The sequence below is a fragment of the Saccharothrix ecbatanensis genome, assembly GCF_014205015.1.
In the GTDB taxonomy this organism is placed as follows: domain Bacteria; phylum Actinomycetota; class Actinomycetes; order Mycobacteriales; family Pseudonocardiaceae; genus Actinosynnema; species Actinosynnema ecbatanense.
Genome location: NZ_JACHMO010000001.1, coordinates 2,787,647 through 2,800,614 on the forward strand (window position 1 = coordinate 2,787,647; position 12,968 = coordinate 2,800,614).

The 12,968-nt window shown below is 72.8% G+C and carries 7 protein-coding genes; 3 read left to right on the forward strand and 4 right to left on the reverse strand.

From position 1 onward, the window contains the following. The first annotated feature begins 3 nt into the window (after positions 1–3). Entirely contained in the window at positions 4–699 is a 696-nt protein-coding gene (locus tag F4560_RS12030; protein ID WP_184919527.1) for a DUF624 domain-containing protein, read from the forward strand. Next, positions 696–2,714 carry a beta-galactosidase gene (locus F4560_RS12035; RefSeq protein WP_184919529.1) on the forward strand — a complete coding sequence of 673 codons (2,019 nt, stop codon included), beginning with the start codon at positions 696–698 and terminating at the stop codon, positions 2,712–2,714. The genes F4560_RS12030 and F4560_RS12035 overlap by 4 nt, the downstream gene beginning before the upstream one ends. Here F4560_RS12035 and F4560_RS12040 read toward each other — a convergent pair. Both F4560_RS12040 and F4560_RS12045 read right to left on the reverse strand, forming a co-directional pair. Beyond that, complete coding sequence (locus tag F4560_RS12040) at positions 2,708–4,741, reverse strand: alpha-glucuronidase (protein WP_184919531.1); 2,034 nt, start codon at positions 4,739–4,741, stop codon at positions 2,708–2,710. The two genes, F4560_RS12035 and F4560_RS12040, sit on opposite strands and share 7 nt — an antisense overlap. Before the next feature lie 146 nt (positions 4,742–4,887). Continuing rightward, on the reverse strand, positions 4,888–6,105 hold the full coding sequence (locus F4560_RS12045) for an SGNH/GDSL hydrolase family protein (RefSeq protein WP_184919533.1): 1,218 nt from the start codon (positions 6,103–6,105) through the stop codon (positions 4,888–4,890). A 163-nt stretch (positions 6,106–6,268) separates the two neighbouring features. Here F4560_RS12045 and F4560_RS12050 point away from each other — a divergent pair, with 163 nt between their 5' ends. Continuing rightward, positions 6,269–7,141 (forward strand): DUF4082 domain-containing protein, encoded by an 873-nt coding sequence (locus F4560_RS12050; RefSeq protein WP_184919535.1) that lies wholly within the window; start codon positions 6,269–6,271, stop codon positions 7,139–7,141. Positions 7,142–7,174: 33 nt separating this feature from the next. On the opposite strand, the gene F4560_RS12055 is transcribed toward F4560_RS12050, so the two are convergent. Together F4560_RS12055 and F4560_RS12060 are read right to left on the reverse strand one after the other, a co-directional pair. Next, complete coding sequence (locus tag F4560_RS12055) at positions 7,175–11,560, reverse strand: cation-translocating P-type ATPase (protein WP_184919536.1); 4,386 nt, start codon at positions 11,558–11,560, stop codon at positions 7,175–7,177. A 67-nt stretch (positions 11,561–11,627) separates the two neighbouring features. After that, positions 11,628–12,887, reverse strand: coding sequence for a glycosyltransferase (locus F4560_RS12060; RefSeq protein WP_312869201.1), 1,260 nt, complete (start codon positions 12,885–12,887; stop codon positions 11,628–11,630). Positions 12,888–12,968: the final 81 nt, after the last annotated feature.

Below are 12,968 nucleotides of genomic sequence, written 5' to 3' on the forward strand. Positions count from 1 at the left end.
GCGATGGCGACGAAACCGGGACGCGGCGACCCGGCGGACGAGATCGGCAAGGGCGTCCTGTCCCGGGCGTCGGCGATCGTGTACTGGTTCGTCGTCATCGAGGTGCTGCTCCTGCTCACGGCCGGTCCGCCGTTGCTGCTGGTGGTGTTCCTGGTCGGCGAGGCGGGCAACGCGCCGTTGATCGGCCTGTGCTTCGCCCCGCTGGCACCGGCGCTGTCGGCGGCGTTGTTCGCGTGGCGGGTGTTCCTGAACGACCGGGACCTGTCCCCCGCCCGGCACTTCTGGCGCGGCTACCGGCTCAACCTGCTGGACGTGCTGCGCTGGTGGCTGCCCACCCTGGCGGTGCTGACGGTCATCGGCTTCAGCCTGGCGAACCTCGGTCTGGCGGGCGTGCCGGCCGGGTACGGGCTCGTGCTGGTCGTGATCGCGGCGGCGGTGCTGCTGTGGTCGTGCCACGCGCTGGTGCTGTCGTCCGCGCTGGCGTTGCGCACCCGCGACACCGCGCGGTTGGCGTCCTACTACCTCGCCGCACGTCCCGCGTGCACGCTCGGCACGTTGTCGCTGCTCATCGCGGCCGGCGGGCTCGTCGTGCTCACCTCCGACTGGGTGCTGGCGCTGCTGGCTTCCCCGTTCACCCTTCTCCTGCTGCGCAACGCCGATCCGGTGCTGCGCGACGCCACCGAAAGGTTCACCGCGTGACCCCTCAGATCGGCTACGGCGGCGACTACAACCCCGAGCAGTGGCCCCGTGAGGTCTGGGACGACGACTACGCCGCCCTCAAGCTCGCCGGCATCAACACGGTGACCGTGGGTGTGTTCGCGTGGGCCCACCTCCAGCCCGCCGAGGACCGGTACGACTTCTCGACGTTGGACGCGATCGTGGCGCGGGCGACGGCCGAGGGAATGCGGATCGTGCTGGCCACTCCGAGCGGCGCGATGCCGCCGTGGCTGGCGCACAAGTACCCGGAGGCGTGTCGGGTCGACTTCGAGGGACGTCGGCACGTCTACGGGCAGCGGCACAACGCGTGCCCATCGTCGCCCGACTTCCGCCGACTCTCGGTGGCGATGGCCGGGCGGCTCGCCGAGCGGTACGGGGACAACCCGGCGGTCGTGGCGTGGCACGTCGGCAACGAGTACGGCGGCGCGTGCTGGTGCCCGCGGTGCGGTGAGGCGTTCCGGGAGTGGCTGGGCGAGCGCTACGGCTCCCTGGACCGGCTCAACGACGCGTGGAACACCACGTTCTGGTCGCACACGTTCACCGACTGGGCGGAGATCCAGCCGCCGAACATGCTGTCGGAGCACTGGCGCGGGCCGGACCACACCGCGTTCCAGGGCATCACGCTGGACTACAAGCGGTTCATGTCCGACGCGTTGCTCGGTGGGTTCGTGGCGGAGAAGGCGGCGATCCGCGAGCACTCGGCGCACACGCCCGTGACGACGAACATGATGGGCCTGTACCAACCGATCGACTACCACCGGTGGGCTCCGCACCTGGACTTCGCGTCGTGGGACAACTACCCGCCCGAGGACCCGTCGGCGTCCCGCACGGCCGCGCGGATGGCGTTGGCGCACCGGTTGATGCGCGGGCTGCGCGACGGCGAGCCGTTCTGGGTCATGGAGCAGACGCCGTCGGTCACGGCGAGCCGGAACGTCAACTCCGTAAAGCGGCCCGGCGTGCTGCGGCTGTGGTCGTGGCAGTCCGTCGCGCACGGCGCGGACGCCGTCCTGTACTTCCAGCTGCGGCAGTCTCGTGGCGCGTGCGAGAAGTACCACGGCGCGGTGCTGGACCACGCGGGGCGGACGGACACGCGGGTGTTCCGCGAGGTCTCCGAGGTGGGAAGCGAGTTCGCCCGGGTCGGTGACGCGGTGCTCGGCGCCCGCACGCCCGCGCGGGTCGCGTTGCTGGTGGACTGGGACAGCTGGTGGGCGGTCGAGATGTCCGACGGTCCGAACCGGAACGTCCGGTACATGGACGTGCTCACGGCGTACCACCGGACGCTGTGGCAGGCGAACGCGTCGCTGGACGTCGTGCCGGTGACGGCCGACCTCTCCGGCTACGACGTGGTCGTCGCGCCGTTGCTGCACATGGTGAAGGGCGATCTGGCGGAGCGCGTCACGGCGTTCGTGGACGCTGGCGGCACGTTCGTGACCACGGCGCTGTCCGGTCGCGTGGACGAGGACGACAACGCGTTCCTGACCGACGTGCCCGGTCCGTTCGCCTCGCTGCTCGGGTTGCGGGTGGAGGAGACCGACGCGCAGCAGCCCGACGTGGTCAACCCGGTGACGTTGTTCGGCACGGAGTACGAGGGCCGACACGTGTTCGAGGTGGTCATCCCGGACGACGCGGAAGTGCTCGGCACCTACGGCGCGGACTTCTACGCCGGGACACCGGCCGTCACGCGGGCGGCACGGGGACGTGGCAGCGCTTGGTATGTGGCGACGTTGCTGGACGACGCCGGTGTGGCGACTGTGGTTCGGAAGGCGCTGGACGAGCACGGGCTGGTCGGTCCGCTCGCCGACGTGCCCGATGTCGAGGTCACCGAACGCGTGTCACCGGACGGCACGCGCCACCTGTTCGTGCTCAACCACGGTGAGGCCCGGACGGTGGAGTGCCCGGTAGGCGGGACGAACCTGTTGGACGGACGGGCGCTGCGGGCCGGTGACAAGGTGGACCTGCCACCGGCCGCAGTACTGGTGATCCGCCAGGATCAGTAGATCCGGCGACCCCGGGCGTCCGGCACGCCCGACTTGCGCCGGAAGTACGTGTTCACCTGGTCACGCCATTCGGTCGCGCACCGCAACTGCTCCGCGAGCAGTTCGGTGACGCGGCCGAAGACGTCTTCGGGGACACGGCCTTCCAGCGCCGACCAGGTGGCCACCATCCGCTCCACCTCTTCACGACCGGCGAAGTGCGTGTCGTAGATGTGCTGGATGACCGTCGTCCCCGAGTGCAGGACGTGCTCGTAGGGCACGTGGTGGAAGAACAGCAGCAGCTCGTCCGGGCACGTTTCGGTCGACTCGTACAGGTCCCGCCACGGCGCCGGGTACTGGCCGGTGTAGCCGGTGCCCGTCGCCCGCGTGCGGTCCACGCCGACACCGTCGCGGTCGGCGAAGTGGTAAGTGCCCCAAGACGAATACTCGTAGCCGTCGACGTCCGGCCCGTAGTGATGGCGGGCGGGACTCACCATGAAGCCCACGCCCAGCGGCGCGGTGTAACGCTCGTAAGTGAGCCACGAGCCGTCCATCAGCTCGTGCAACGCCTTGCCCACGCCCGGATCCGCGAAGGTGAGACCGATCCACTCGTCCAGCACGTCCTCCGGCGCGATCCGGTCGTCCCACGTGAGCCGCCCGAAGCCGAACAGGTTGGCCTGGGCCAACGGATGCCCGGTCCAGAACCGGTCGTCACCGACGTTCGACACCGCCACCACACCGCCTGCCGGCGCGGACGCACGACCGCCGGCGACGTCCGCCACCGTCGGCTCACCCTCGCCCCACAGCGGGAAACCGAGCATCTCGGACCACTGCGGCACCAGGTGGCACACGTGCTTCTGCTGCCCGGTGTACTCCTGCGTCACCTGCAACTCGACCGCGAGCCGGGTGCGCGGCATCGCGGCGATCACCGGCGAGATCGGCTCGCGCGCCTGGAAGTCCATCGGACCGGCCTTCACCTGCACGACCACGTTCGGGTCGAACTTGCCGTCGAGCGGGGCGAAGTTGTCGTGCGCCGCACGCGCGCGGTCGGTCGAGCGGTCGCGCCAGTCCTGGCGGTGGTTGTAGACGAACGCGCGCCAGAACACCGTGCCGCCGAACGGCGCGAGCGCGCGGGCCAGGACGTTCGCCCCGTCGGCGTGGTCACGGCCGTAGGCGAACGGGCCTGGTTGGCCCTCGGAGTCGGCTTTGACGACGTACCCGCCGAAGTCCGGGATCGCCGCGTACACCGCGGCGGTGGTGCGGGCCCACCACTCCCCCACCGCCGGGTCGAGCGGGTCCGCGGTGGGCAGGCCGCCAAGCGTGACGGGAGCGGCGAAGCTCACCGACAGGTGCACCTTGATCCCGTGCGGACGGAACACCTCGGCGAGGCGCACGACGTCCGGCAGCCGTTCGGTCAGCAGGAGTGCTTCCGGGCGGTGCACGTTGACGTTGTTGAGGCCCACGCGGTTGATGCCGATCGAGCCGAGCAGCCGCGCGTAGGACCGTGCCCGCGACAGGTCTTCGCGCACCACGCCGTCGTCGTAGAAGATCGAGCCGCCCGCGTAGCCGCGTTCGACCTGGCCCATCACCGGGTGCACGGCGGCGTTGTCCCAGTGGTCGAGCATCCGGACCGGCTGGCGGGGCGCGTGCCGCTGGAGCTCCAGCGTGCCTTCGAACGCCGACTCGCCCTGCCGCACCACGTGGTGGAAGCCGTAGAGCAGGCCGTTCCCGGCCACCGCGCGGACCGTCGTGGTCGACGCGTCCCGTGCCACGACGAACGATTCCGGGTCTTCTTCACCGTCGTCCGGCGCGCACACCAGCTCCAGGTCCGCCGGACCGAGGTCGACCAGCGTGCCGCCGTGCTCGGCCACCGCCGCCTCGACTTCGCCGCGCACGGTGGCGACCACCGGGCCGTCACCGACGACCCGGACGCGTCGTGAGCCGACCGGCCGGAGCGCGGACGCGGGCAGCCACGCGGGGTGCACGCCCTCCGGGAGTGGTGCGACCGGTGTCCGGTCGTCCAGGGCTTCCGGTGGCGTCGTGCCGACCATGCGTGGTCCTCTCGCGTCGGGCTCGGTGACCACGTCAACCTATGACGATTCCGCTGTCCGGGCAAGGAAAACGCACCTGTTTGGTGCGTCCACTTTCGACAGTCGGGGCTACGAAACTTTTGCGTGACAAAGCCTTTGGATCACCGTCACGCGGGTCCGGGCGCGAACAGGTCCAGCGGGACGGCGTCCGCCAACGCCTGGTAGCCGGCCGGGCCCAGGTGCAGGCGGTCACCGTCGTCATAGGCGGTGAGCAGGCGTTTCGGCTCGTCCGGGTCACGAACGGCCGCGTCGAAGTCGACCACCGCGTCGAACCGCCCGGAGGTCCGGATCCACTGGTTGACCGACTGACGCGATGTGTCGCGGTGGCCATCAGGGTCGTCGTAGTCACCACTGCCGCCGAGGGGTGTCAACGTGGCACCGCACACGGAGATGCCACGGGCATGGGCACGTTCCACGATCTGCTCGTACGCGGCGACGAGGTCGTCGGTGACCTGCTTCTGCGCGGCGGGCGTCGGGGCGGCGGTGCCGATGTCGTTCACACCCTCGAACAACACCAGCCACGTGACGCCGCCCAGTGCCAGCACATCGCGGTCCAGCCGGGCCAGCGCGCTCGGGCCGAGCCCTTGGCCGAACACCTGGTTCCCGCCGATGCCCTGGTTGAGCACGGCGACGTCCGCGGTGGCCGGGTCGGCACGCAGCCGGGAAGCCAGGCGGTTGGGCCAGCGGTCGTTGCCGTTCGTGGTGGAGCCGCGGCCGTCGGTCAGGGAATCGCCCAACGTCACCACGGCCGTGGTGGGCCGGGTCGACCACACCTCCACGCCGCTGAGGAGGTACCAGTGGTCGACGGGGGTCGCGCCGGGCAGGTCCACGGCGTCGACGTGGTCGCCCCGCAGCAGGTGGGAGGTGGTGCGGGAGCCAGGGTGCGAGGTGAGCGCGTCGGCGGGCTGCCCGTCGGCCAGGAACACCGTCACGGTCAGGTCGGCGTCCGGCGCCACCGGGAAGTCCAGCGCGTCCGACACGACCTGCGCGCCGACCGGGACGACGACCGACGTCCGGCCGTGGAAGGTGACGGGACGGATCGTGCCCGCTCTGACCGCGCTCTTGCCGACCTCTTCCGGGGACGCCACGGACACGGCGGTGAGCGCCAACGCCGTGCGGCCGAAGGCATTGGAGAACCGCAAGCGCAACCGGTCCCCGCCGACGGACACCCGGATCGTCTGCCGCACCGTGGCATCGGCCAGCGCGACACCGTCCCGGACGAACGGCTCGGGCGGCAGGTCGGCCGGGTTCGTCGGCTGGGGCGAGGAGACCCAGGTGTGCGCCCAGCGGCCGGGCGGAGTCGTTCGGGACGGGTTGTGGCTCATGGGTGACCGACCTCCGCGCTCGATGGCGTGACGGGGCCGATTACACCATTGGGCCCGTGGGCCGAAGGCATGTGCCGGGCAGGCGTAGCGATGTGCCGGTCCGCGACGATCACCTGTGCGGGAGTTCCCCACGGGAGTTCCCCAATGGCCCCAAGGAGAGCACATGCCTCGCTTATCCAGGTTGTTCGCGGCGGTCGCCGCCGCGACCCTGGTCCTGTCCGGCACGGCTCACGCGCAGGACGACCCGTTGGTGGTGATCACCACCCCGACCACCCACGCCGGCGCTGAGGTCGGCGTCCCGCTCCTGATCACCGGCAGCTCGCTCAGCCCGACACCGGGCACGATCACCGCCACCGAGCTGACCTTCGACGGCGGGGCGACGTGGGTGACCACCGAACGCCTGCGGGTGCTGGACGGCTTCCGGACCGACTGGCGGTACGCCTACACGCCGGACGTGGCCGGTGACGTCACGGTCGCCGGTCGGGCCGTCACCTCGTCCGGGGTCGGCACCACCGGCGCGGCGACCACCGTCCACGTGGGAGGCACGACCGTCCCGCAGCCGGTGCACTGCGAGATCCGCTGCGAGTTCTCCACCCCGTACGCGGCCGTGGTCGACGATCCGGACGTGCTGCCCGTCGAGGTGGGCGTGCGGACCCGGTTCGACCGACCGGGGCACGTGCTGGGCGCGTCCCTGCTGCGTGGCGCGTACCGGGGGCCGATCAGCCTGCGGCTGTGGTCGGACGCGGGCGTGCTGCTCGCCGAGCGGCCTTGGGACCACCCCGGTCGGATGGCCGAGATCGACTTCCCGACGCCCGTCCCGGTCGAGCCGGGCCGCGACTACGTGATCTCCTACTACACGCCGCACGGTGGCTACGCGACGTCGGAGAACTACTTCACCGGCACGCTGACGCACGCGCCGTTCACCGCGCCGCACGACGGCACGCACGGCGCGGGCGTGTACCGCTACGGCGGCGGGTTCCCGACCGACAGCTGGCACGACAGCACGTACTGGGTGCAGCCGGAGTTCCGGGGCTGACCTCCGGGGTGCCGCGCCGACCACTCGGCGCGGTCACTCCTCGCGTATCGCGGTGGCCTCCACGAGCGGGGTGATCGCCAGGCCGAGGAGGTTCGCGGCGGTCGCGCTGGACAGGGCGATGCCCCAGCCGATCGGGCCGAGCGGCGTGCAGCCGAAGAACTGGCTGACGCCCGGCGTCTGGATCACCGCGCCGAGTGCGGCGAACGAGCCGAGACCGGCGGCCAGCACCGACCGGTCCAGTCCGCCGGTGACGAGGGTCTGGCCGAGTTGGGTGCCGACCAGAGCGGCCAGTGCCACGGTGCCCGCCCGGCGGGAACGGCCGGTGAGGCGGGCCGCCGTCCACGCCGCCGTCGCGCCGAGCGCGGTGGTGATGGCGCGGGCGGTGATGTCCCGGTTCAGCGCGCTGCCGAGAGACGAGGTCGGTCCTTCGCGCAGCAGTTCGGGCACGGACTCGCGGGCGGGCCGGCTCAACGCGATGGCCAACGCGGGCGCGAGGTCGGTCAGCAGGTTCACCAGCAGGAGCTGCCGTGCGGTCAACGGCGACCGGCCGGTCAACGCGGAGCCGAGCACGCTGAACGCGATCTCGCCGATGTTGCCGCCGAGCAGCACCGCCAGCGCCTCGCGCACGGACGCCCACATGGCCCGGCCCTCGATCAGCGCCGCGATGATCGTCTCCAGCCGGTCGTCGGTGACCACGAGGTCTGCGGCGGCACGGGCGGCCGGTGTGCCGCGCCGGCCCAACGCGATGCCGACGTCGGCGAGCCGGATGGCGGGCGCGTCGTTCGCGCCGTCGCCGGTCATCGCGACCACCCGGCCCAACCGTTGGTACGCCTCGATGATCCGCACCTTCTGGGACGGTGTGCAGCGGGCGATCACGTCCACGGTCGGCAGCAGGGCGTCGAGTTCGCCGTCGTCCAGCCGGTCGAGCCGCGATCCGGTCACCACGGTCATGTCCGCGCCGCTGCCGCTGACCTCCGCGGCGATCGCCTCACCGGTGGCGGGGTGGTCGCCGGTGATCATCACGATCCGCACGCCTGCCTCACGCAGTTTCGCGGCGGCGGGCGGCGCGGCGTCGCGCACCGGGTCCGACAGGGCCACGAAACCCAGCAGGGACAAGCCTTGCACGTCGTCGTCGGTCACGATGGCGGCACCGTTCTTGGCGGCACCGTTCTCGAAGCCGGTGCGTTCGGCGACGGCGAGCACGCGGTGGCCGCGACCGGCGAGCCGCCGCACCCGTTCCTCCAAGCGCTTCAGACCCCGAGGGTCGACGTCGCAGCGCGGCAGCACCACTTCCGGCGCGCCCTTCACGCTCAGCACCGACTGCTTCCCGACCTTGCCGACGGTCGCGTGGTAGCCGCGGGACGGTTCGAACGGCAGCGCCTCGACCAGCGACCAGCCGCGGGCGCCGGTCGTCGGGCGGATGCGGGCCCGTCGTGCGCCGGCCAGCACGGCACGGTCCGTCTGGTGGGCCAGGTCGTCCGGGTCGTCGGCGGGCGGTGTGGCCCGGACGGCGGCGGCCATGACCCGGCGCAGTTCGTCGTTGAGCTGGTCGAGCGGCGCGGCGCGGCGGCCGTTGTCGACGCGGCTGACGGCCAGCCTGCCCTCGGTCAGCGTGCCGGTCTTGTCGAAGCACAGCACGTCCACCCGGCCCAGCGCCTCGATCGTGCTCGGGTTGCGCACCAGCGCGCCGTGCTCGGCCAGCCGCCGTGCCGCGGCCAACTGGGCGGCGTTGACCAGGAACGGGAGGCCTTCGGGCACCGACGCGACGGCGAGGTTCACGGCCGCGCCCATGCTCTGCCGCAGCGGCACGCCCCGCAGCAGTCCCGCGCCGGTGACGGCCGCCGCCGAGCCCAGCGCGACGGGCATGATCTTGCGGGTCAGGTCGGCCAGCCGTGCCTCCACGCCCGTGGTGGGGATGTTCCGCCGGGCCGCCGCCATGCTGCGGCCGACTTCGGTGGCGTCCCCGGTGGCCACGACCACGGCCAGCGCCTCGCCGGCGGCGATCGTGGTGCCCTCGTAGAGCATCGAGGACCGGTCGGCGAGTTCGGCGGCCACCACCGGGGCCGGGTCCTTGGCCACGGGCAGGGACTCTCCGGTGACGGACGACTCGTCCGCTTCGAGCCCGTCGCCGTCGAGCAGCCGGCAGTCGGCGGGCACCACGTCTCCGGTGACCAGCCGCACCACGTCGCCTACCACCAACGCGTCGGCCGTCACCTCGTGGTCACGGCCTTCGCGGACCACCGTCGCACGCACCGCAGAACGGCTGAGCAGGGTCGCCAACGCCCGGTCCGTCGCCACCTGCTGCACGCTGCCGATCAGCGCCGACACACCCACGACGCCCGCTACCAGCGCCGCGTCGACCGGGGAACCCACGGCCGCCGACACCGCCGCGCCACCCGCCAGCACGGGCGTCAGGGGGTTCGCCAACTCGGCCAGGAAGGCGCTGCCCAGGCTCGTGCCGACGGCCTGCCGCCCGGTGGACGTGCGCTGCCGGCGTTGCGCCTCGCCGTCGGCCAACCCGTCCCGCCCCGAGCCCAGCCGGTCGAGCACGGTGGCCGCCGGCATCAGGTGCCACGGCTGCGAGGTGCCCGCCGCGACCGGCGCGGCGCCGTTACCGGTCAGCCGCTTCGCCCGCCACACACCGTCCACGAAGGCGATCGCCGACGCGCCGTCGACCGCGCGGGCAGCTCCTCGAGAGGGTCTGGGACCACGCGTGCTCAGCGCGCTGACCGCGCCGATGCCGCTCGCGGCCTGGGCGAGCATGATCCCGTCCCGGTCGACCCGCCGTGCCGCGGGCACCGCCTCCGCCAGCAGGACGGCCCCTTCGAGGTCCCGGACGACGACGTGCGCGCCCCACGGCGGCGGCCCGCCGTCCCGGTGCACGCCGACGCCGCAGTCCGCGGTGCCGAGCGCCCGCCGGTTGTCCGACACCAGCAGCACGACGTGCCCTTGGCCCTGGAGTTCCCGGACCGCGCCGACCAGGCCTTTTCCCGACGGGACGCGGCTGTCGGCGAACCGGACCGGCGTCCGTTCGCGGTCCGTGGCGACGACCACGCGCAGCCCGGCGTCCCGTGCCGCCGCCGCGATCGCGTCCACCGCCGGGTTGGTCTCGACGTCGACCGCGAGCACGGCCTGGAGGCGGTGGCCCTTGCTCAACCCGAGCACCGCCGCGTGGTCGGACAACCGGCGTTGTTCGCGCACGCCCTTGCGGCCTTGCAGGCCGAGGTGGTCGACCGGGCCGATCGCCCAGTCGCCGTCGCGTCGCACGGAGGTCGGGTCCTTGGGGTCGAACAGCGCGAACGCGCGTTCCGCCGCTTCGGCGGGCTCGGTGTCCGGCAGCGGAACGAGGTCCACCAGCACCGAACGGCCCGAACCCAGCGCGGTCTCGTCGAGCACCAGCACGTCCATCGCGTCCAGCCGGCGCAGGACCGAGCGCTCCATCACCAGGGCGCCCCGCCCGGCCAGCACGCGGCCCAGTTGCGCGGCGAACGCGGCCCGGCCGACGAACGGCGCCTTCGGCAGGCTCGCCACGCCCAGTGCGGCGGCCCGGCGCGGACCGGTGAACGGAACCGCCGCGAGGCCCGCCGCCGCACCCGCCGCCAACGCCCGCCGCGCGTAGCGGTCGACCGGCCCTTCGGGGAACGGCAGCGGCCGTTCGACCACGACCGGCTCGGCCACCGCGTCGTCCGGGCCGTCGATCAGGTCGCCTTCGGCGGCGCACCACGCTTCCTCGTGCGCCTTCACCTCACGCCACTGCTGCACGCGTTGTGCGATGTCCAGCAACGTGCTCTCGCTGCGTGAGGCGAGGCCCTGGACCAGCGCGGCGGCGATCGACGTCGCGGTGTCGGCGCGTTCCCGGCCTTGCAGCCGCCCGGCGGCCAGCTCGCGCAGCTTCGGGTGCAGGTCGACGGCGGCGATGAGGGCGGCCAGCTCACCCGGCAGCGGCGCCCACGGCGCGATCTTCGTGATGGCCGCCAACGCCAGGCCCGCCACGTCGGCGGCGAGCGCGGGCAGCAGGCGGGTGCCCTGGAGGCCGTCCGCCGGGTGGTGCAGCTCGTCCTCGACCAGGCGTTCGTCCTCGGTGGCGGGCTCGGCCTCGGCCCGGCGCACCAGCGCGACCAGCTCGGACGTCGGCGGTTTGCCTTCGACGGCGACGATCACCCGGGCCGACGGCGCGTTCACCCTGGCCCAGAGCACTCCCGGATGGCTTTCCAGCGCCCGTTCGATCCGTTCGGACACCTGCTTGCCCCTCGGCCCGTGCACGCCGTGCGCCTCGATGTACAGGCGTCCCGGGCACGACCAGACCTTCCGCCGGTCCTGGCGCAGGGCGGTCTGCTCCAGCGGGGCGAGGGCGAGTCCGATCAGCCCTTTGGCCAGGCCGCCGGCCACCCGGACGGGATCGATGCCGAGAAGCTCCACCGTGCCTGTTTTCCCGAACGGGTGGTCTCCTATGCCTCACGATCGGTGCGAGATCGAGAAGGACGGCTCACCGGACGATCCGCTCCAACGCGGCCACCGCCGTGCCGACGCCGTCCTCGGCGCGCACCCGCTCCCCCAACTCCCGGGCGGACCGCGCCATCACCTCGTTCCCGACCACCACGTCGAGCGCGGCGGCCAGGCTGTCGACGGTGAGCCGGCGTTGCGGCACGGGCGGCGTGCCCACGCCACGCCGGTGCACCACGTCCCCCCAGAACGGCTGGTCCGCCACGAACGGGCACACGACCTGCGGACGTCCGGCGGCGAAGGCCGCTCCCGTCGTGCCCGCGCCTCCGTGGTGCACGACCGCCGCCACGCGCGGGAACAGGCTGCGGTAGTCGATGTCGTCCACCACCAGCACGTCGGCGGCGGACGTCGCACCCGTCAGAGCACCCCAACCAGCGGCCAGGATCGTCCGCACGCCCACGCGGCGGGCCGCCTCGACAACCACCTCGGCGAGCCTGGCCGGGTCGCTTCCGATCATCGAACCGAACCCGACGGACACCGGAGGGTCGCCGGCCGCGAGGAATTCCTCGACTCGCGCCGGGAGCGGCGCGCAGCCCGACCCGGTCCAGTAGCCGGTGGTGAGCGCCGACGCGGGCCAGTCGGCCGGTCGCGGGATCACCGCCGGGCTGAACGCGTGCAGCACCGGTGCCGCCGTGCCGTCCGCCGCACGCGTCGGATCGTGCCTCCCTCGCCTGGGCGGCAGGCCGACTGTCCTCTCGCGCCACTTGTCCACGACCCGGCCGAACGCCACCGCGGGCACCCTCATGCCGAGGTAGCTGGCACGGTTCAACGCGCCCGGCAGACCGGCCGGCAGCGGCGCGCCCGGCCAGCGGAACTCGCGCGTAGGCACGTACATCGGCAGCGGCAACCCCAGCACGGCGGGCACGCCCAGCGCCTCGGCCACGTGCTGCCCGGCGATGATCTGTCCGTTGTGGACGACCAGGTCGAACGCCGGTCCGGCCGTGGCCACCGCCCAGCAGTCCTCCAGCACCTTCGTGAACATCGCGGGCATCTCCCGCATCTGCCGCAGCCGGACGCGGAGGCCGCCCTCGATCACCTCGCCGGCCCGGTCGTCGTCCATCACCCGCAGCGGACCGTCGTCCACCCCGGCGAACGGCACGCCGAACCCGTCCGCCAAAGCGGTGAACCGGTGCGGCGCGGCGACCAGCGGATCGTGGCCCGCCGCACGCAGCCCGCGCGCGAGTTCGAGGAACGGCTGCACGTCACCGCGCGTGCCCAGCGTGAGCACCAGAACTTTCACCACGAGCCCCTATGTCCGGACGGCCGACCCCACGACCCCCTCCGAATCCTGTTCTCCCGACCGCTCGCGGACAACGCCGCGCCC

Excerpts from the sequence above, each read along its gene's own strand:
- F4560_RS12030 (WP_184919527.1), top strand. The coding sequence starts at position 4 with ATGGCGACGAAACCGGGACGCGGCGACCCGGCGGACGAGATCGGCAAG.
- F4560_RS12040 (WP_184919531.1), bottom strand. The coding sequence starts at position 4,741 with ATGGTCGGCACGACGCCACCGGAAGCCCTGGACGACCGGACACCGGTC.
- F4560_RS12045 (WP_184919533.1), bottom strand. The coding sequence starts at position 6,105 with ATGAGCCACAACCCGTCCCGAACGACTCCGCCCGGCCGCTGGGCGCAC.
- F4560_RS12050 (WP_184919535.1), top strand. The coding sequence starts at position 6,269 with ATGCCTCGCTTATCCAGGTTGTTCGCGGCGGTCGCCGCCGCGACCCTG.